This window comes from Nitrospira sp. (assembly GCA_029194665.1).
GTDB lineage: Bacteria > Nitrospirota > Nitrospiria > Nitrospirales > Nitrospiraceae > Nitrospira_D.
Window position 1 is genome coordinate 171171 of record JARFXO010000007.1, and the last position, 21193, is coordinate 192363.

20 protein-coding genes are annotated in these 21193 nt (G+C 55.9%); 12 read left to right on the forward strand and 8 right to left on the reverse strand.

Features of this window, described 5'->3' with window-relative positions; genetic code table 11:
- Positions 1-19 precede the first annotated feature (19 nt).
- From P0119_20570 to P0119_20625, 12 genes are all read left to right on the forward strand, one after another.
- A complete protein-coding gene (locus P0119_20570) occupies positions 20-190 on the forward strand; it encodes a hypothetical protein (protein ID MDF0668450.1) in 171 nt (56 codons plus the stop codon).
- Between the two features lie 127 nt (positions 191-317).
- Positions 318-596, forward strand: coding sequence for a DUF6516 family protein (locus tag P0119_20575; protein ID MDF0668451.1), 279 nt, complete (start codon positions 318-320; stop codon positions 594-596).
- A 12-nt stretch (positions 597-608) separates the two neighbouring features.
- Positions 609-983 carry a hypothetical protein gene (locus tag P0119_20580; GenBank protein ID MDF0668452.1) on the forward strand — a complete coding sequence of 125 codons (375 nt, stop codon included), beginning with the start codon at positions 609-611 and terminating at the stop codon, positions 981-983.
- 348 nt (positions 984-1331) lie between these two features.
- Positions 1332-1883, forward strand: coding sequence for a DUF4231 domain-containing protein (locus P0119_20585; protein MDF0668453.1), 552 nt, complete (start codon positions 1332-1334; stop codon positions 1881-1883).
- A 90-nt stretch (positions 1884-1973) separates the two neighbouring features.
- Positions 1974-2408 carry a toll/interleukin-1 receptor domain-containing protein gene (locus P0119_20590; GenBank protein ID MDF0668454.1) on the forward strand — a complete coding sequence of 145 codons (435 nt, stop codon included), beginning with the start codon at positions 1974-1976 and terminating at the stop codon, positions 2406-2408.
- A complete protein-coding gene (locus P0119_20595) occupies positions 2380-2805 on the forward strand; it encodes a toll/interleukin-1 receptor domain-containing protein (protein ID MDF0668455.1) in 426 nt (141 codons plus the stop codon). Before P0119_20590 ends, P0119_20595 begins: the two co-directional genes overlap by 29 nt.
- Positions 2806-2907: 102 nt before the next feature.
- A complete protein-coding gene (locus P0119_20600) occupies positions 2908-4893 on the forward strand; it encodes a hypothetical protein (GenBank protein ID MDF0668456.1) in 1986 nt (661 codons plus the stop codon).
- A 272-nt stretch (positions 4894-5165) separates the two neighbouring features.
- Positions 5166-6002 carry a caspase family protein gene (locus P0119_20605; GenBank protein ID MDF0668457.1) on the forward strand — a complete coding sequence of 279 codons (837 nt, stop codon included), beginning with the start codon at positions 5166-5168 and terminating at the stop codon, positions 6000-6002.
- A 73-nt stretch (positions 6003-6075) separates the two neighbouring features.
- Positions 6076-11712 (forward strand): CHAT domain-containing protein, encoded by a 5637-nt coding sequence (locus P0119_20610; protein ID MDF0668458.1) that lies wholly within the window; start codon positions 6076-6078, stop codon positions 11710-11712.
- 56 nt (positions 11713-11768) lie between these two features.
- Entirely contained in the window at positions 11769-13073 is a 1305-nt protein-coding gene (locus P0119_20615; protein ID MDF0668459.1) for a TRAFs-binding domain-containing protein, read from the forward strand.
- A 61-nt stretch (positions 13074-13134) separates the two neighbouring features.
- On the forward strand, positions 13135-14271 hold the full coding sequence (locus P0119_20620) for a patatin-like phospholipase family protein (protein MDF0668460.1): 1137 nt from the start codon (positions 13135-13137) through the stop codon (positions 14269-14271).
- Between the two features lie 40 nt (positions 14272-14311).
- A complete protein-coding gene (locus P0119_20625; GenBank protein MDF0668461.1) occupies positions 14312-15760 on the forward strand; it encodes a hypothetical protein in 1449 nt (482 codons plus the stop codon).
- Positions 15761-15853: 93 nt separating this feature from the next.
- Here P0119_20625 and P0119_20630 read toward each other — a convergent pair whose 3' ends face one another.
- The 8 genes from P0119_20630 to P0119_20665 form a co-directional block, all read right to left on the reverse strand.
- On the reverse strand, positions 15854-16396 hold the full coding sequence (locus tag P0119_20630; protein ID MDF0668462.1) for a peptidylprolyl isomerase: 543 nt from the start codon (positions 16394-16396) through the stop codon (positions 15854-15856).
- A gap of 226 nt (positions 16397-16622) precedes the next feature.
- Positions 16623-17114 carry a VOC family protein gene (locus tag P0119_20635; protein ID MDF0668463.1) on the reverse strand — a complete coding sequence of 164 codons (492 nt, stop codon included), beginning with the start codon at positions 17112-17114 and terminating at the stop codon, positions 16623-16625.
- A gap of 63 nt (positions 17115-17177) precedes the next feature.
- Complete coding sequence (locus P0119_20640; GenBank protein ID MDF0668464.1) at positions 17178-17642, reverse strand: VOC family protein; 465 nt, start codon at positions 17640-17642, stop codon at positions 17178-17180.
- A 59-nt stretch (positions 17643-17701) separates the two neighbouring features.
- Positions 17702-17998, reverse strand: a complete 297-nt coding sequence (locus tag P0119_20645) for a MoaD/ThiS family protein (protein MDF0668465.1) — start codon at positions 17996-17998, stop codon at positions 17702-17704.
- Between the two features lie 258 nt (positions 17999-18256).
- A complete protein-coding gene (locus tag P0119_20650; GenBank protein MDF0668466.1) occupies positions 18257-18856 on the reverse strand; it encodes a DUF1579 domain-containing protein in 600 nt (199 codons plus the stop codon).
- 159 nt (positions 18857-19015) lie between these two features.
- The gene (locus tag P0119_20655; GenBank protein MDF0668467.1) at positions 19016-20152 is read right to left on the reverse strand and encodes an alpha/beta hydrolase; all 1137 of its coding nucleotides are present in this window, start codon (positions 20150-20152) and stop codon (positions 19016-19018) included.
- Positions 20145-20567: a hypothetical protein gene (locus P0119_20660; protein MDF0668468.1), complete on the reverse strand. Its 423-nt coding sequence runs from the start codon at positions 20565-20567 to the stop codon at positions 20145-20147. Before P0119_20660 ends, P0119_20655 begins: the two co-directional genes overlap by 8 nt.
- 15 nt (positions 20568-20582) lie before the next feature.
- Positions 20583-21131, reverse strand: coding sequence for a hypothetical protein (locus tag P0119_20665; protein ID MDF0668469.1), 549 nt, complete (start codon positions 21129-21131; stop codon positions 20583-20585).
- Positions 21132-21193 lie beyond the last annotated feature (62 nt).

Here is a 21193-nt window from a genome sequence, read left to right on the forward strand (position 1 = left end):
ACCACCTGCCTCGAACGGCGTGATCCTGATCGACAACGTGCTCTGGAGCGGCGAAGTCTTGAAACAGCCACCGCCTGATGAATCCACCGCCGCCATTCAGGAACTCAATCAGACCGTAGCAGCTGATCCCCGCGTCACCGCCGTCCTGGTCACGATCCGTGACGGGATTTTGCTGGTGAGAAAAACGTAGAATTCTGCCTCACTTCGGCCACCCTTGGCTTTCCCTGCTTTTCCAATCTTCCTCTCGTGCTTTCCGCCAGCGCTCTTTCCGGGCTGCATAGCTTGACGAGCCCCTAGCTTATGGTGTCCAATGCCCTATGCCGAATGGCAGATTGGTTCTCCATACCAAGTACATTGACGAGGTTGGAGTCATCACCGAAATGAAGGTCTATCAGGTCCCAAGAACGGTGAACACGCCACGAGGTTACAAGTATTCTCTGGTGTATGTCTTCAATGGTCAGCGACTGGTTGGCTACGACAATCATGAACGGAAAGGAGATCACCGGCACCATCGGGATGAGACGGTCCCATATGTATTTACGTCTATCGAGACGTTGGTGAAAGATTTTCTCGCGGACGCGGCGGCCATGAGATAAGGAGCTACGGAAATGAAGGTCAAAAGGCTCAAAGTCGGAGTACGCTCCCTTGAAGAGGGGCTGTCGGAATTCAAAGAGACACTCAAGGCCATTAAAGCCGGACGGAGGGTCACGAAGCGAACCGGTGTGTATTTTATCAGCGTAGAAGCCATGCGTCAGGTACTCACGGAGCCTCGATTAGCCCTTCTCCATGCAATCCGTACACGGCGACCACAATCGCTCGCAGAACTCGCCAAACTGGTACATCGGGATTTCAAGAACGTACGTGCCGATGTCAACGTGCTGAGGGAGCTTGGGCTCGTGGAAGCCAAATCGGGACCTCGGCTGCGAGATGCGGTCATCCTATCGGTCCCCTATCAGCGCATTCAATTCGAGATCGCCGTCTAGCCGTCAACCACATGAGCACTGGTACGATTCGGGATGGGATTTCGGTGATGAGAAGAGTTCAAAAGTAAGTTTTCTCTGCGGTTGGTACCACGTTGACCCCCCATCTCATTAAGTATAGGTTTGCGTCGAGCGAACGCGGGAAAACATCTGGATTCTTGAGTGCCAAGCAGTTGAAGGGGAAAGGCACTTCACGAAGTCCAATGTCTTTTGTGATGGCTGGATCATGAGCAAGATCCTGATTTCCTATCGCCGCGAGGATAGCGCCGACGTCACTGGGAGGATCGACGACAAGGGCCATGAGAGACGATCAACCTTTCTGTTGGAGTGAACGACTCGATGGAGGAGCCTATGAATAATCTAAGCAAGACGACAGACCATGAGTCCATGCGGGCCGAGATGGACAAGCTCATCGCATCCCTGGATTTGCCGGAACTGAACAAGGAGTTTATGCGGGCGCGGTGGTTGGAGCTGGTCATTTGGATGGATGGGAAGGCGCAGGAGTCCGTCTGGTGGTATCGCAGGCTGCGTCTGGCGACGATCATCGGCGGCGTGATCGTACCGTCGCTGGTCAGCCTGAACTTCAGCAGCGAGATGCAAGGGCTGGTTCAAGCGATCACGTTCATCGTCAGCCTTGTGGTGGCGATGAGTGCGGCCGTGGAGGAGTTCTTTCGCTATGGCGAGCGGTGGCGGCACTATCGCCGGATGACCGAGTCGCTCAAGAGCGAAGGCTGGCAGTTTCTCCAGCTGAGCGGAAGCTACGCCAACCAGACCCATATTCAAGCCTATCCAGCCTTCGCGACGCGGGTTGAGGCGCTGAGCCGCGAAGAGGTTGAGTCCTACATCACACAGGTGTTCAAGGACAAAAAGGAGGCGGACGAGAAGACATCTTCCGTGACATGAGGAGCAACGAATTGACTTCGTTGTCCTGATCCTTCTCGATACCTGGTTCCGCAATTGTCTTGATGGCGTGATTCGAGTAGACTGATTCACATGGATAGTCCAGTTAGGAAAGTGTTTCTGAGTTATGCACGGGCTGATCGAGAGCATGCCCAAAAACTTGGTGACCGTTTGCGGCAAGCCGGTTTGGAGGTTTGGGATCCCGAGCAGGAACTGCTTCCCGGCTCGGATTTCGCCGCGGATCTGGAGAAAGCGTTGAATAGGGCTGAGGCGATCGTCCTGTTCGTTTCGCCTGATGCCATGGAATCCCGGTGGGTATCTCATGAAATCGAATATGCATTAGGAGCCAAACATTTACGCGGACGGCTGATTCCGGTTGTCGTCCGCCCAACCGAGCAAATGCCCTGGATTCTGAAAACCCTCCAGATGATCCGTTACGAGGAGCCCGGCAAGACCAGCCGACGCATTGTTGAATTGCTGACCCACCCCCAAGATACCCGTGAAACGAAGCGTCGCCAAGCCAACTGAAGTCTTCCTGTCACATTCCAGCAAGAATCTCGCCTTTGCGAGTCGGTTGGCGAAGACGCTCAGCGCCCATCGCGTGGGGACCTTCTTCAGCAAGAAGAATATCCAAGGCGCTCAACAATGGCATGATGAAATCGGAGCCGCGTTGAAACGATGCGACTGGTTTGTGGTCGTGCTCTCGCCGCATTCGGTCTCCTCCAAGTGGGTCAAGCATGAATTGATCTATGCTTTGCAAGCACACCGCTTCAAGGAGCGGATCGTTCCGATCCTGTACAAGACCTGCGATGCGGACAAACTCTCATGGACTCTTTCCAGCTTTCAATGGATTGACTTTCGAAAAGATTTTGATCAAGGTTGTTACGAACTCTTACGTATCTGGAACATCAAATATGGTCGTTAGCCCGGTGACTCAATGGCGCTTTGATCTTGTCCGAGAAATGCGACCATTTCTATCACTTCCTGAAATCCGAATGATCTTGATGACCATAAAGGGGAATCTTCCATGAAACCCCATGCCTTTGTCGCGATGCCGTTTGGCGTGAAAAAAGACAACCAAGGCACTGAGATTGACTTCAATCGCGTCTATTCGGAGCTGATTAAACCGGCACTGGAAGCCGCAGGGCTCGAGGTGTTCCGAGCGGACGAAGAGGAGCGAGCCGGCGACATTCGCACGGACATGTTTCAAGAGTTGCTCATCGCGGACCTGGTGGTCGCGGATCTCACGATCGACAACCCCAATGTCTGGTATGAACTCGGTGTGCGCCACGCGTTGCGTGCAAGGGGCGTCGTTTTAATCAGTGGTGGGCGAGTGACCACCGCCTTTGATCTCTATACCGATCGCAAACTCCGGTACTCCATCAAAGGTCTCGGCCCGGATCCCGCAACGTTGGAACAGGATCGGGTAGTCCTTACCAAGATGGTACAGGCGACCATGGAATCCTGGCACGGTCGCAAGGTGAGCCCGGTCTATAATCTCCTGCCGTATCTTCAAGAGCCTGATTGGAAGTCACTCCGGCTCGGCGACGCGCGGGAATTTTGGGAACGGCATAAGGACTGGGAACGACGTATCGGTTTAGCCAGAAAAGCAGGTCAGATCGGAGATGTGCTCGTGCTCGCCGACGAGGCGCCGATCGCCGCTTTTCGTGCCGAAGCTTGGCTCACTGCGGGCGAAGCGTTGCGTAAGGCCGAACGATTCACGTTTGGACTGGAACAACTGGAACGAGGCCTCGCCATCGAGCCCCACAATTTGCGAGGGCTCCGGGAGAAGGGGATCTGTTTGCAACGGCTGGCATTAGAGGGCAAGCCCGGTCATTCGCTGGATCGCGCACGGACCCATTATCGAGAAGTGCTGGACGCGTTTCCAACCGATCCCGAAACCTGGGCGCTGCTCGGACGTGTGGACAAAGATGCCTGGGTGACGGCCTGGCAGCAATCGGGAAAGACACCGCAACAGTTGCGGGATGACGCGGCCTATGAAGATGCGTTGCTGCGGGCGGCGATCGAAAGCTATGCCACCGCCTACCGCCGCTATCCAGGTCATTACTACTCCGGCATCAACGCCCAGACCCTCATGCAGCTGTATCGGTACCTCACCCAGGAGGCACGGTACGACAAAGAGATGGCGACAATGGCCGGAGCCGTGCGGTTTGCGGCTGAGATGGAAACTGATCCTAACCAAGCCTTCTGGGCCAAGGCGACGCTCGGCGATCTCGAAGTCCTGGTCGGGACCGCGGACAGTACCAAAGTTGCCTTCAAGGAGGCTCTCGCCAAGAACGACAAGGATTGGTTTGCGCTCAAATCAAGTCGTGCACAGTTGCAACTTCTCAAAGATCTAGGATTCCGGCTGGACAATGTGGAGGCCGGCATCACCGTTTTTGATCGAGCGTTACAGAAGCTCCAAAAACCGGAAGATAAGTGGCAGCCGAGACAGGTGTTCCTCTTCAGCGGGCATATGATCGACTCGCCGACCAGGCCAACTCCGCGCTTTCCCGCATCCAAGGAACCGATTGTGGTGCAGAAAATTGCCGAAGCCTTACAGAAACTCGGAGCCGGTCCCGAGGATTTGGCCCTCACCCAGGGTGCCTGTGGCGGTGATTTGTTATTCACCGAGGCCTGTCAGCAGCGAGGGGTGAGGGTGCAGTGGCTGCAACCGTTCGACGAGCCGGACTTTATCCAGAGATCCGTGGTCTGTCGGGGCGAAACCTGGCGCGATCGGTACTTGGCTGCCAAAGCAAAGCTTACAACAACCCTGATCGGCATTCGCTCAGCACCAGGCGAACTCGGTCCTCCACCGAAGGGCGTCGATCCCTATGAGCGCTGTAATCTCTGGCTACTCTATACGGCATTGTCGTATGGCATCAGCAGGGTGCAGTTCATCTGCCTCTGGGACGGCGGGGGAGGGGACGGTCCCGGCGGCACCGCCCACATGTACCGCGAAGTGAATCGCCGGACTGGTCAAGTCACCTGGATTGATAGCCGCGCTCTTTAACGCGCCGTATCCATTTCGATACAGGGCTGTATCAATTTAGATCCTCCCCCCGACCGCTTCCAGCCGGTCTAGCAGCGGTTCCACACCTTCCTCGCTGCCGTAGAAAAACCATAGTGAAAATTATCCTTAGAAAGAGTACATAGCGATGCGATCCGGCTATGTCCTTCTGCTGTTCATACTGGCAAGATGCTTGCTCAGTCCACAAATCGAAGCGCATCTCGAGTTTTGTCCCGATCTGTCTTGTATCTATTCGATCACAGAAAGGAGTGCATATGGCCAAACGAGCGGTGCTCATCGGGATCAACAAGTATCGGGTTCCTGGGTCGGATCTGAACGGCTGTGTCAATGACGTGAAGAACCTGAGTGGGGTGCTGAAGTCATACTATGGTTTTGCGGATAAAGACATCGCGACCCTTACCGATCTGAAGGCAACGAAGAAGGCGATGCAATCGGCGATCCAGAAACTGATTGCGAGCGGAAAGAAGGGCGATGTCCTGCTCCTCCATTATTCTGGGCATGGGTCGAATGTGCCGGATGACAACGGCGACGAAGCGGACCATCGGGATGAGATCTTGTGCCCGACCGATCTGGATTGGAAAGACACGCTGCGCGATGATTGGCTTCGAAAGACGTTCGATAAACTTCGATCGGGGGTGAGCCTCACGGTGATCATGGACTGTTGCCATTCCGGCAGCATCACTCGTGCTATCACGCCGCCGGATGCACCAAGAAGAGAGCGGTTCCTTCCTTGCCCACTCGACCTCATGGCAACCGAGTCCGGCAGAAAGCTGCGTGGGGTCCTTCGAAGCCAGCTGGGAAAGGCGCCACGCGGACGCCAGCGAAGGAGCGATATCGTCCATGCGGATATTCAAGAGTTGTTGATCACCGGCTGTCGGGATGCCCAAACGTCAGCCGATGCCGATATCGGAGGGACCTATAACGGGGCCTTGACCTATTACTTAGTTGAGGCGATCAAAGAAGCTGAGGGCAAATTGACCTATCGGGAGCTCCATCAGCAGACAGTCACGAAACTGAAGAAGAACGATTTCGATCAGGTTCCACAACTGGAAGGGCGGAAGACTTCATTCGATCGCCAATTTCTCAGTTAAAGGGATAAACGCCACGACGGCCTCCAGGCCGCCGCGGTCTTTACGGAACCCATAATATCGCACAGGAGTTCCCATGAGTACCAAGCTCCGGATTTTCGGCCTACCTACCTCAACGGAGAACGCTAAAACTGCGGTTCGAGGGGAGTTGCTTCCCGAGCGCGCTGATCAATCCGAGGGTCACTTGCTTGATGCTGTAGAGGTTCTTGGTGCCTTTGATGTGGGTGCAACGGCTCGCGCCGCAGGTGAGGGGCCCATCGCGATTGATGCCGAAGATGACGATCTCATCGAGTTCGTCCTCGAAGACGGCGTATCGATTTGGACATCGGTCGCAGCCTATCGAGATCGACGATATCGGTTGAAGCCAGAATTGCGAAAAACGAAGGAACTGGACATCGAATCGGTTCTTGGACCTGGCACTCCGAGCAGAGGAGTGAGGTCGGATATCGCGACAGGTGCGTTGCGAATCCTACGGCTGAAACGGGATGAGATCTGGGAGCAGGCGGAAGATCCAGCTAAATGGCCGGACTGGCTCAAACAGTACGGGTTTACCAAATTTGATGCACTCGGAAGCTGGCTCACGACGAAGCTCATCATCTGGCTGATCGAGAAACAACTTGATCCTCAAGAAGGACTCTATCGTTGGGCGAAGCCACAGTCAGAACATGCTCCCGCGCTGACATCTCCTGGCACGATCCATTCAGGTAAACCTCTTCTGCTTTTCATCCATGGAACGGCGTCCAGTACGAAAGGCAGTTTTGGAGGGCTGCACACGGACGATGCCTCCTCCGAATGGGAGGCGCTCACACAAACCTTCAAGGATGACATTTACGCCTTTGAACACCGCACCATGAGTCAGAGCCCGATCGATAATGCGTTGACTCTGGCGAACGCACTTCCGGACGGAGCGCAACTGTCTCTGGTTTCACATTCGCGCGGGGGGCAGGTTGCCGACTTACTGTGTCTTCAGGAGCTGTCGTCCGAACATATCGGTCAGTTCAGGCGGAAAGGCGGCCCATCGATCCAGGCAGACCAACATGATCGCAAGCAGTTGGCAGAGCTCGCGAAAGTTCTTCAACGGAAAAAGTTTCAAATCACTCGGCTCATCCGTGTGGCGTGCCCCACGCAAGGGACGTTGCTGGCCTCGGAGAATTTGGATCGCTTTCTCTCAGTCTTGACCAGCCTGATCGGTCTGATTCCCGGCGTCGGCCAGTCTCCGCTGCACCATGTTGCCAAGCGCATCACGCTCGAAGTGGTCAAGGGCCGCTGGAATCCATCCCAGCTTCCGGGCCTTGAGTCGATGGTTCCCCGATCCCCTCTCGTTGCGTTGCTCAATCACCCGGAGATTGCGGCTGCCGGTGACCTCGGCGTCGTGGCAGGAGACATTGAAGGTGAAAACTGGTTCAAACGGTTGGGGGTCTTCATGACCGACGCCTTCTTGTATGAGAATCAAGACAATGACCTGGTTGTCAACACTCAATCCATGTTCCATGGGGTGCGCCGCGTCAGGGCGTCCCGCTATGTTTTCGACCAGGGGTCCGATGTCTCGCATTTCCGCTATTTCAGGAATGCCCGCACTCGCCATTTACTGGTTCAGTCGATTACGAACTCCGGGGAGCAATGGCCTCCTGAATTTCGCTCGCTCGAAGAAGCCAAGGTGGAACCGGTTCCCATGTTGCGTTCCATTCAAACGAGATCCGGGGCCAGCCAGCCGGTGGTGTTCGTGCTTCCGGGAATCATGGGTTCGGAGTTGCAGGCAGATGGTGAGGATGTGTGGTTGAGTTATTGGAGCCTCCTCCGGGGCCATATCGGCAAAATCGCCATGGGTGCACCGAACGTCACCGTCCCTCGACTTGTCAGCTCCTACTACCGCGCCCTGTGCGACTATCTGGCGGATTCCCATGAAGTCATCCCCTTCGGCTACGATTGGCGTCACTCCATTACACTGGCCGCCTCTCAGCTGGCAGGCGAAGTGAAAAAGGTAGCGGAACGGACTCGTGAGCCGATCCGATTCATCGCCCACAGTATGGGCGGCCTGGTGGTTCGTCGGTTCATCCATGACCACCCGGAACTCTGGACGGCGTTGTGTGAGCGGAAGGGGTCCCGGTTTATCATGCTCGGAACGCCCAACCGAGGATCCTACGATATGGTCGAGTCACTGTCCGGAATGGCAAAGACAGTGAAGCAACTTGCCTTACTCGATCTTGATCACACCACGAGCGAAATCGTGGACATTGTAGCAGCCTATCAGGGTGCGCTCGAACTCTTGCCCCATGAAAAGGACGAGAAGAACAATTGGAAATACTTTTCAGCCGACACCTGGGCAGGGCTACGGCCGGTCATGGAGTCGAAAGTCCGGCTCAACGCACAGCTACTTTCGGCCGCAAAGACCGCCGTCCAGGACCTTCCCGAAAAGATCCCCCACGCCGATTGTATTCGCTATGTGGCGGGATGGGCCCCCAAGACCGTATGCGGAATACAGGTCGCGGACGGTCGCCTGCTCTTTCAAGCCACGGCAGAAGGCGACGGACGCGTGACCTACAAAGCGGGCCTTCTTCCGGACATTCCCGTTTGGTATGTCGATGCCGAGCACGGCGACTTAGCGGACCACCAGCCCGCGTTCGCTGCCTATCGAGAATTACTCGATGAAGGCGTGACCACTCGCCTCTCCACATCGCCGCTGAGCGCCGATCGAGGCGGCGCCTCGATCTTCGAGTATGAATCCGAGCCCGTCCTCTATCCCACCGCAGCCGACTTGGAGGCCGGTCTTCTCGGCAAAAAACAGAAATCCCTCCAAGTACGGACCTCTGACAAGCTCCGTGTATCCGTGTTGCACGGAGATCTCAAGCACACCAATCATCCCATCCTGATGAGCCACTACGAAGGCGACACCATTGCCGGAGCGGAGCGGATCGTAGACGGCCTTGTCGGGAAGGCCTTGTCGCAACGCTACCACTTGGGCCGTTATCCGGGACGATCGGGGACGGTGGCCGTCGTGCTGGCCCCGCCCAATGCTATTCAGAAATCCTTGGGTGTGCAACATGGCGCGATTGTCATCGGACTCGGCAAGTGGAGCGTATTGAGGCCTTCGGCACTCACCCAAGCCGTCCAGCAGGGTGTGATGGAGTATGGCCTGCACATCAACCAGTCCAACGGCTTGGCGGACCCATCGATGGGGGCATCGGGACTCACGATCAACAGTTTGCTGATCGGATCAAATACCTCCGCCAACATTGCCGTGGAGGATTCGGTCAATGCCATTGTGCGCGGCGTCGTTTTGGCCAATCGTGCCCTCGCAAATCCTTCCGTCAAGAAAGAGAACCATGCATTGCCTCGCGTGACACACATCCAGTTCGTCGAACTCTATCTCGATGTAGCGGTCGATGCGGCAAAGTCCATACAGCGCGTGGCCAAGCGTATCGAACGCGAACTCGAAACGGAGCTTGAGGTGGATCCTCGATTAAATAAGGGCAAAGACGGTCAGACCCGGCTGGTTCCGACGAGCAGCGAAGGGTACTGGCGCCGGTGGACCATCACTGCGGTCCCCAACGTTCCTGCTCCCGAAGCCGTGAGCCTGCCGCCAGCCCTGAAGCATCGCCTCCGCACCATATTGCAAGCGGATCCGGAAAGAGATCCTCAGATTTGGAATGCCCTCCTTGAGTTAGGCTTCAGAGAGGAGAAACACGCACCTCGCCGGCCTTTCAAACTCCGGTATCTTGCCCTCTCAGACAGAGCGAGAGCTGAAGTCACCGTGCAAGAGAACCAGCCTGAACTGATCGCTCAACTGATTCAACGATCCATCAGGCAACCGACGTTCAAGCAAGATATGGCCAAAACGCTCTTCCAATTATTGATTCCTCCCGACCTCAAGGACAGCCTCCTCAACCAGGATCGTGTGGTCTTCATTCTCGACGACGTGACGGCCAACTATCCCTGGGAGCTGATGATTGATACGGACAAGCCCCTCTGCGTTCGGATGGGCATGATCAGGCAACTTGAAACCGTCGACTACGATAAGCGCCCGCGAGACACCACTTCAACCAGCGCGTATGTGGTCGGAGATCCCCTCACTCCCTCCAACTATCCGGAGCTTCCTGGTGCTAGGAAGGAAGCGGAGCTCGTAGCTTCCTTGCTAAGCAAGGGTAAATATGAAGTGACCCACTCTAATCAACGGCTTGGAGCCCTCGAAGTCTTGAACCAACTCTTTGCTCGACCCTATCGCATCATCCACATTGCCGGACATGGCTATTACAGCGAGGCGGACATTGAAACGGCTGGGGCGAAGGCCGGCGTCGTGCTCGACGACGGCCTCTTTCTCACCGCCGCAGAGATAGCGATGCTGGATCCGATTCCGGAACTCGTGTTCCTCAACTGTTGCTACCTCGGTCAGATCGGCGGTACCGCCTACAATAAGATGGCCGCCAGCATCTCTCGCGAATTGATCAGGAAAGGCGTGCGAGCAGTCGTGGCAGCTGGGTGGCCTGTTCGAGACGACGCGGCCCTCTGTTTTGCGCAAGCGTTCTATACGAAACTCCTCGAGAACCGTTCCTTCGGTCGAGCGCTGGAAGAAGCCAGACGGCAAACGTGGACGAGATTTCCGGAATCCAACACATGGGGGGCATATCAGGCCTATGGAGATCCGGATTTCTGCCTCGATCCAGCTTCGCGAGCGTATGCCCTCGATCTTGACGATGTTCCCGTTGCCGTCGAGGAAGCCCTCGTCAAGCTCGAACGACTTTCTCGCAACGAAAACCCCGTCAAAATTCAGCAGAGCTGTGCGTCAGACTGGTTGAAACAGGGACCTCTTCAGGAGCGACTCGGAGCGGTCTACGGCGAGCGCGGCTTCTTCAAAGAAGCCACCCAACATTACAAACAGGCGGCCGAAAGCGAAGATTCTTCAAATCCTGCGACATTACGTGCGATTGAACAATGGATCAACCTCACCGTACGGCTCGGAGAGACAGACGGTGACACGACAATAATCGATACGGCTATCGAGAGAGGCAAGCATCTTCTCGCCATTGCGGAGACGGCAGAACGGCTGAACATCATGGGCAGCGCCTATAAGAGACTGGCACGACTGGAAAGCGATCCCTCCAAGATGAACACTCACCTGGAACAGTCGGCTGGTTATTACCGCCGAGCGGCCAAGCGGCTCCAGGACGAAGGAACACCGGATCCCTATCCGATCATCAATGAACTGGTAGTCCAGGCTCTGTTAGGGAAGAAGGGGTTCGATATCGAATCGTTGCTCGCGAAATGCGAGTCTCTGGCGCAACAGCGGTTTTACGCGACACGCAGTGCATGGGATGCGGTCACCATCGCCGATGTGGCACTCATCCGAGCGTTTCTTCGGCGGACACTCTTACAGGAAGGGGATACTCTTGTCGCGCAGTATCGATCGGCCTTTGCCGAATCGGCTGCATCTCAGCGAGAACAGGATTCAGCTCTGACTCAGATGACATTCGTAAGAGATATCCTCAAGAAACTTCCTTTTTCTAGGGAACAGGCCATCAAAACGACCATTGAATCTTTGGAGTATATCCGAGAGCAGTTGCAGCCACAGAAGAAGGCTGAGGATCCTGCACGAATCACAACAAAACAGTCTGCCGCCTCATCATCGAGTTCAAAGACCTCGACCAAACGGAAACCGGCGAAGAATCCCGGTCGGGAGAAGGCGGCGCGTCGGTTCAAGCCGGCAAGAAAACGCTAGATGGAGAAGCGGGCAATCGTTGATTTCGGTTTTGATCAGAGGGGAGGGATGCTCCGATGACTACCTGTTTTGTCGTCCAAGGTTTCGGGAAGAAGACGGACTTCACTGACGGTCGTGTACTCGATTTGGATGCCTCCTACGCCATTATTAAGGAAGCGGTTGAGGTGGCTGGACTCAAGTGTATCCGTGCCGACGAGATTCAGCATTCCGGCACCATCGATCTGCCGATGTACCAGCAACTGTTACAGGCGGATTTGGTGATAGCGGATCTTTCGACGTACAACGTCAATGCCGCCTTCGAACTGGGCGTGCGTTATGGACTCAGGCCCCATGCCACCATCATCGTCGCCGAGGAGGGCTTCAAGAATCCGTTTGATGTCGGTCATATCGTCATCCGGCGTTATAAGCACCTGGGAGAGGATATCGGTACAAAGGAGGCGAAGCGGTTCCGTGACGATCTCAAGCAGGCCATCGCGGAGATCCTTGCCGAGCCCAAGACCGACAGTCCGGTCTATACCTTCTTGCCTCGGCTAAGCCCGCCGCGGGAGGAGCAAGCGGCGGCTTCGGTTGAGCTGAAGGCAGCTGCGGCTGCGACAGGCGGAACGCGAGGATCGGTTGGCTTCAACCAGAATGGGACCGATGCCGGCCCGGCTGCGCAAAGCGCCAAGTCCTCATTGGATGCCGCCTTGGAGAGGATTGCGGCAAGTGACTTCGTCGCCGCCTGTCCGCTGATGGAGGAGGTTCATAAGCAACGGCCCAACGACAGCTTCATCGTCCAGCAGCTCGCGCTGGCAACCTATAAGGCCAAGCAGCCGACCCCCGAAGCGGCTCTGCTCAAGGCCAAAAAGATTCTTGAGGAACTGTCGCCGGCTACGACCAACGATCCGGAGACGTTGGGGCTGTGGGGCGCGATTCACAAACGGCTGTGGGATCTCAATGGTCAGAAGTCAGACCTGAACGAGAGCATCGTGGCCTATGAGCGTGGGTTCTATCTCAAGCAGGACTACTACAACGGCATCAACCTCGCGCTCTTGCTTGACCTTCGAGGATTGATTGCCCTCAAGGCTGGCCAACGCGATGAAGGCGTCGCGGACGTCGTGCAAGCCAGGCGAATCCGACGTGATGTGATTCGCTATGCTGAGCAGGCGCTTGCGAACGATATGACGGACGACAAACGCTACTGGGTTGTCGCGACGCTTTGGGAAGCAACGATGGGATTGCGCGACGAAGCGGAGGCGCAAAAGTGGCGGGCCCGGGCGCGAGCGCTAAGGGTGCCGGCCTGGATGCTCGAAACCACTGAGAGCCAGATCCGCTCCAGCCAGGCGAGGTTGCTGGAGATTGCGCAGCTGAGCGCCCAATGACCGCTCACGAGTAGAAGCCCAATGTATCAACGATCACGTACGATCTGAGGAAGGAGGCACCATGAGCGAGCATCTGAACGCCCGCATCACGGCCAAAGGACCAAAGAAAATTCTTGCCCTCGACGGCGGCGGGATTCGCGGCATGATGACCATCGAGGTGCTGGCGCAAATCGAGAACCTTCTGCGGAAAAACCTGAACAAGGGAGAGGGTTTTCGACTGGCCCACTTCTTTGATTTCGTCGCGGGCACGAGTACGGGAGCGATCATCGCGGCCTGCATTTCCTATGGCATGAAGGTGTCCGAGATCCGTGATTTCTATATCAGTAGCGGCGAGAAGATGTTCGATAAAGCCTTTGTGCTCAAACGCTTTCGCCATAAGTATGAGGATGAGAAGCTTGCGGAAAAGTTACAAGAGGTATTCGGCAAGGACACCACGCTGGGGAGTGACAAGCTGCAGACGGTCCTCATGATGGTTATGCGCAACGCCACGACGGATTCCCCGTGGCCTATGTCGAATAATCCCTTTGCGAAGTACAACCAGCGGGACCGAAAGGACGGCAATCTCAATATTCCGCTGTGGCAACTGATCCGTGCGAGTACAGCGGCGCCGGTGTATTTCCCCCCTGAAGTAGTGACGTTCGCTCCGGGAACGCCGAAGGAGTATCAATTTATCTTCGTCGATGGTGGGATTACTATGTACAACAATCCCTCCTTCCAAGCCTTTCTGATGGCGACTGTGGAGCCGTATAAGATGGGGTGGGCGACCGGGGAGGAGCAGTTGCTGGTGGTGTCAATCGGCACTGGGACTAGTCCTCAGGCGAATTTCAATTTGGCACCTGAAGAGTTGAATGTGATGTACAACGCCACATCGCTGCCTTCTGCGTTGATGTATGCTGCGCTCAATGAACAGGATTTGCTGTGCCGGGTCTTTGGGAACTGTTTGGCCGGGGATCTGCTCGATCGAGAGGTGGGGGATCTCATCGGGAAGAAGGGGCCGGTTTCACCCAAACTCTTCACCTATATGCGCTATAACGCAGAGCTCAGCAAACAAGGCCTCGCCGATCTGGGGTTGAGTGAGATCAAACCAGAAGATGTGCAACAACTGGATTCCGTCGAGCACATCGACAAGCTGCTGCGCGTGGGCCAAGCCGTCGCGACGCGCAAAGTGTCGCCGGAGCACTTCAAGGGATTTGTTTGAAGCAGCCGTACGGCCGAGATCGTTGGTCAGGACTGGTGAGATGACGCAGCCTATGAATGGCCGGACTCGAATCTTCATCAGCTATCGTCGGGATGATGCTCGCGGCGCCAGTGGTCGGCTCTACGACTGGCTGCGCATCGCCTTCGGGCGGGATCAGGTGTTTCGTGATGTCGCCAGTATAGGAGCAGGTAAGTGGCGTCTCAAAATCGATCAGGCGTTGGCCGCCTCAGCCGTCTGCTTGTCAGTGATCGGCCTTCGTTGGTGCGATGCGACCAACGGCCCTCGTCTCGCTGACGAACATGACATGGTTCGTCACGAACTCGTGACCGCCCTGGCCCATTCCGCTCAGGGGCTTACCATCATTCTGACATTGGTAGAAGGAGCCAAGGTTCCCAAGAAGGCCGACCTACCCACAGAACTCCACGAGCTTGTTGAGTGGAATGCCTATCCTCTCAGTGAGGAAGGTTGGGAAGACGATGTTCGCCGTTTGATCGGTGCGGCCGCCGAGTGTACTGGTCAGGCGCCGGCGGCGGATGTCGATACGTTAATCACCCGAGTGGGCGAAGCCGAGGCGCGCATGCGGGCGATGGAGCAGGAAAAACACCTCCAAACCGATCAGATCCGTGCCCTGACAGGGACCGTTGTCGCATTGACCGGGCAGTTGGCGGAACGTCCGGCATCGCAGAGGGCTGAGCTCATCACTGCCGCGCTGGAAGCACTGGGCCGTGGAGACACAGCCGGTGCCGAAGCGGAATTCGAGCGGGTGCTGCGAGAGCGGAGCGTGGCAGCTCAAGTCGCAGCGCACGAGGCCGCAGAGGCGGCACGTCACATCGCCAACCTGGCGTTGCTGAGCGACATCGGCAAGGCGGTGCGCTACTATCGCCGCGCATGCGAACTGGAACCCAGTCATGCCAATAGCTGGCGTCTTCTCGGGCAGGCTCAGATGCTCGTGGGGAATACCAATGAGGCGAACCATGCCCTCACCCGTGCGCTGGAGGAAGCTGAAAGGAGCAGCGATAGCTGGGATCGGATGGTGGCTTTGACCATTCTAGGCGATCTCGCTTTACGCACTGAACACCTCGGCGAAGCGTTGGAGCGGTATACCGCGGCGCGGAATATTGTAGTGGAGGAGGCGGCACGCGATCCTGCCAACACCGAGTGGCAGCGGGACCTTTCCGTCAGTCACAACAAGATCGGTGATGTGTTGGTGGCGCAGGGGGACGGGCCGGGCGCCCTCACGGCGTACCGCAAAGGGCTCGCGATTGGTGAAGCGCTGGCGGCACGCGATCCCGCCAACACCCAGTGGCAGAATGATGTTGCTGTTTCCTGCGCCAAACTCGGTACGCACGCGGGCATCACGGCCGATGAGCGGCGGAGTTATCTGCAGCGCGGTCTCAAGATTCAGCAGAATTTGAAAACGAGTGGTCGTTTAGCGCCTAACCAGGACTGGATTGGCTGGTTCACTGAGCGGCTGAACGAAATCAAGTAGAGGCAGTAGCCTTCCGACATTTCACGGCGCTGGCCTACAGTGAGCGACTGATCTTGTGCGGGGCGATTACCGCCCCGCACCAACAGGATGAAATTACTTCGATGATGCTTGCGCGACGTCCAGGACTTTGACATCGAAATGGAGTGTTTTGCCGGCCAGCGGATGGTTGAAATCCAGGACGACCGTATCGTTTTTCACTTCGGAAACACGCGGAAAAACCTTTTTCCCCTCAGCGGTTTTTCCCTCCAACTGTGCTCCAACCTTCTGAGCATCCGCCGGTATTTTGTTTTTGTCGATCTCCTGAAATGCTTTCGGATCGACGGTGCCGTAGCCGTCGGTTGGGGCTACCGAGAACTTCTTTTTCTCGCCGACCGCCATCCCCTCGATCTGTTTCTCGACCCCAGGAATAATTTGATGACTGCCCTGAGTGACTCTTAACGGTTCCTTACCGACGTTGGTATCGACGACTGATTGATCGTCCAGTTTCAGGGTGTACTCCAGGCTCACTTGTTTTCCGTTCGAGACCGTCGTCGCTGAGGCTCCTTTCTTCTGGTCTCCGGCGCATGCAGCCACCGTCGATAACAAGAGAACTGCGCTCCAAGTAGACAGCGCAAAGAATAGGTATGGGCGTCTCATTGGGACCTCCTGTGAGAAGTGATTCGTGTGTAGACTGGAAGGGTCGCGGGACCGGATGCGCGACAGGACGGGCGATCGGTTCCAGACTATGTTGCTGGGTTACTCGTCACGCTACCACATGAGTGCGCGTGATGCTACCCACAATTTCCTGAGCATCCTACCGTGATACAGCGCGAGGAAGGCGATGTCGCCACTGAGCCATGGCAATAGGCCCGGCCACGATGCTTCACGTGCCGTCGTAAGCCTGTTGGATCTTTTGAAGGTCCGGTTTCGTCATTTGCAGGATGGCCTCCATCACTCGTTCGGATCGCTTGGGATCTTTGTCTCGCAGCATCTTGTCCCATTCCGGAGAGACGATTTGCCATGAGAGCCCATACTTATCCTTCAGCCAGCCACATGGCCCAGGTTCCCCGCCTTGGGAGAGTTTGTCCCACATCTCGTCGATTTCAGCTTGCGTCTCGCACTTCACCATAAACGAGACTGCCTCGGTGAATTTGAAGAGAGGGCCGCCGTTCAAGGCCACGAATTCCTGGTTTTCGATCTCGAACGTGACGGTCATCACCGATCCCTTCGGCCGTCCGACGTGGGCGCCGGCTTCTCCATAGCGTGTTATGGGACCCATCCTCGAACGCGTGAATATCGACAGATAGAACTGTGCCGCTTCTTCGGCTTGGTCGTCGAACCACAGGCAAGGGGTAATTCGTTGTATAGTAGGCATTGTGTCCCTTTCTCCTCGCACGTGGACTGTGAATGAGGCTGTATTCTGATGTAACTCGAACGGTCAGCCGCAGGCCTTTCTTGCCGCCTCCTTCAATTCTTCTTGGTTGACGTCTCGAACGTGCGTGGCGATCGACCACTGGTGCCCAAAGGGATCTTCCAGCAGGCCATAACGATCTCCCCAGAACATGTCTGCGACCGGCATCATGATTTTCGCGCCGGATGCGACGGCTTGGTTGAAGACCGCCTCCACATCTTGGACATAGAGATGGATGGTGACCGGCGAACCTTTCAACGACTTCGGCCCGAATGAGTTGTGATCGGGAAATTCATCGACGAGCATGATGGGAGAGTTGCCGATTTGGATCAGGCCATGGAGAAGTTTTCCCTCTGGTCCTGGTACCTGGCACAGCTCCACGGCATTGAAGGCCTTCTTGTAAAATTCAATTGCATCGGCGGCACCGGCGCACACCAAGTGCGGGGTCACAGTATGCATCCCATCTGGAATCGGCTTGACCGGCTTGTTCATCGCGTGCTCCTTTCGGTTGATTGTTCGGGTGACTTATTCTTGGTTTCTCTGTGCGGGAACTATCCTCCCGCCATGGCTCCCACGATCAGGAACGGCTCGCTTCCCGTGACAACGGCGTCGGGCAGGGGAGCATCCGGCGATTCATGGGACAGATCCTGCTCACAGGCAAAGAAACGGATAAACGGTCTGCGTTTGAGCGTCACGTGATCACGGACAGTTCCCCGTAACACCGGATAGCTGGCTTCAAGCGCGTCGAGGACCGCCCGTTGCGTCACCGGACCGTCGACATCAAGAGTCACTTCACCGTTGACGCGCGCCAGGGTCCGCAAATGCTGTGGCAATATCACTCGAACCATGGGCGCTGGCTCCTTGCTCAGCACGTTATTCGTTAAACGTGAATTGTTAAACGTAGCGAATCATGATTCTTGCGATTCACGAATAACGGTTAACGAGTAACGTCACGCGAGCGTCTGCACCTCTACCGATAAAACCGTTGGGCAAATCCCGCTGCGGGTGCCGACCAGCAGGCAAATGCTGCTCATAAATGACCCCTTCCTCGTGATGATCGGCTTTCGGCGGGCAGCCGTCAGCCGCTTCGTCAACTCGTCGTCCGATTACGGTTTCCTGCTGTAGATGATCTCCAGGAACTTCATTTCTTTTTCCTTTCCATGAGCGCCGTACATCTCGAACGTTGGGTTGTTGACATCGGCGAGTCTCCAGACCGCACGGTGCGTCATCTTGCCGCCGCCCGGCTCAGGATGTGAGCCTCGCAGCGTAATGGTCTTACCATCGGCGCTCGCCGTGCCTTCCATGAAGAAAATGCCGGTCCCCATCGTATCGATCCAGGCGGTCACATATTTCTTGGTCAGATTATCGTACCCATCGAGCCCGATCCCAGAGAAGGGCTGCCCCATCATTTGGGCGTTGTACTCTTGATAGAGAAATCGCCCATCGAGCACCATTTTCATCTCCGCCGTGCCGGTGGATTCCGTCGGCGGCTTGCCCGGCTCCATCCACTCCTTGGTCTGAGTCGTCCAGCTGCCGGCTAATGTTGCGAACAGCTTGTGCGGCTCGCCGGGTGTCGCTAACTTTTTCCAGACTTCCATCATCGCCTGCGGATCCATCGGTTGTTCGTGCTTCTTCTCCTTCGCGAAAACTGGCACGGCAGTCAGCATGATGCACAATGTGGTCACTGCCAAGGGTTTCAACTGCATGGTGGCCTCCTTGTTGGTTATTAAGCCTCGAATCTTGGCTTACATGGTGGTTTTCATACCATAGTCGCTCGCTGATGACGAAATCGACATGCCGCTTAACTTTTATAGTCAAGGTTTGAAGTTCATCTTCTTTCTCCTCCAGACAGCCGACTCTGTACCTTAATTTATTGGTATCCATTCGTATCGGCCGGTAGGTTGGCCCGCTACCAGCGAAAGGACAGCCTCGATCATGACTCTATTGAACGTCTCGGCCTCCTCGAACGGCGGGTGATGGGCGGAGCGTTCGAACCAGATCAGTTGTTTGCTTGGAGCATCGATGGACTCGAAGTATGAAGCTGCGAGCGTCGATGGAACTTGCCAATCATGACGACCGAGCAGAAAAAGCACGGGCATCTCGAACTTGTTGTAGATGGTGAGATCAAGCCGTGAGAACTCAGGCCAGAGATGCTCCAACGAGAAGCGATTACCACGTCCGAACAGAATGAGGTCGATAACGTTGGCCTCGTCGGTGTTCAGCGCCGCCCAAATTAGTTTGCCGGTCGAAAGATTGGTATGGAACGAACCACCGAATCGCTCCACCCAGCGGCGAGAGATCAACATCTCATCGACTGTGTGGGGAGGAGGTCCGATAGTGTTCAGCTCTTTGACCGCTTTCTCATTGCCGCTTGTTCTCGCCTGTGTTATCGCGTAGGCGTACGAGAGTCGCTCACCTTCCGGCATATTGGCCACCTGTCCAATCCCCACATAGGCTGCAACCTTTTCCGGATGGTGAACGGCATAGATCGTGCCGAGAGCGGTCCCCCAGGATTCGCCGAGTAAGACGACGTGATCCTTATGAAATCGTTTCCGGATCAATTCGACGACATCATCCAGGTCGCGGAGAAACTGTGCGATCGTCATCGATTCCGGTGGAATGCCGGTGCGGAAGGAGCGTCCCGTTCCGCGCTGCTCCCAATTCACCACCAAGAAGTGCTGTTCCAGCTCGGAATTGAAATAGCGATAGAGGGCCGCCTCACTGACCCCTGGACCGCCGTGCAAGATCAGCAAAGCCGGATTGTGCGTATCGATGCCTCGAAACCAGAGCTGTTGTGGGATGCCGCCGATAGAAACAGTCTCCATGGCGGCAATACTCCCTGGGATGATCCGCCCTTGGCTATCCCGAAAGGGAGCGGTATGGGTGCAACCATGCAAATAAAACGAGAGAACAGCAGCGAAAACAATGACTCGCGCCGGCCATGAAAAGTCCACTGTTTGATACCGTGCCTTCAGCGACTTGTGTCGTTCTTTCTTAAACATTCCGACGTTGCCCAGCTCCAGCCGCTGCTTCCTTCATGGCCAGTTGATACAGATAACATGCTAAGCTCGCGAGGAAGACGGCGTACCAGGTCCAATTCCGGCCGGGAATAAAGTGAGCGCTGATATGCCCCAAGAACATATCCATCCATGGTTCATGGGTCCCCATCAAGAAGTTCCAAAGGATGTCAGGAAACATGGCGACGACATGGCCGACAAAGATCCATCGCAAAGGATATCGGAGGATGCGCCCTGACAGCCACATGATAAGCGCCATCATGATGGGCACGGTTGAGGCGCCCACAAACAAATGCAGGAACCAATGGAACCGTCCGTCATTCTGACGATACGATATGTAGAGAAATACTTCCGCTGCAATGAACAACGACCAGGACCACATGCGGGAATGGATAATCATGTTCGTGACCCACCACTACATCTCGCTGAGCAGCAGTTTGATCTCCCACGCTCGTCGATCGTATCCAGGGTCGAGAGTGCGGAATCGTATGAAGCCGGATGAGTCGACCAGAACGTATCCGACCGGATAGCCGCCATCGATCGGCCTGCGTAGTTCAAAGGCCCCGGCTACGGCCTCATCCGGATCGACTAGAACGCGATCAATGCGCGCTTCAATAATAGGCCGTGACCCATCGTGAGTGACGACCACGAGTTCCGCGTTTCTCGTAAGGTCGGATTGGTCGGCCAGATCGTGAAACAGGTGTCGTCCGGTCAAATCACGATCAAAAATGATCACCGTCGGCCGGTCGGTGAAACTCATGGCCGGCACCTTCGGCGCCAGTCCTTGTCTTGGCGGCAAAAGCACACCCGTGCGTTGTTGAGCTTGATCAGGATCGTTTAGAGGATTCCGTTGATATTCGGCAAGGCCGAGCAGCCCGGCAAACAATAACGCGACGGCCATCCACAACCGCACGTAACGATGGAAGATCACTCGATGGAACACTGTCCTCTCGTTGTACGGCACCCTACGACCTCAACTTCGCGCGAATGCTCAGCAGTCTTTCTTCCGCGTCATCCTGCCCTCTG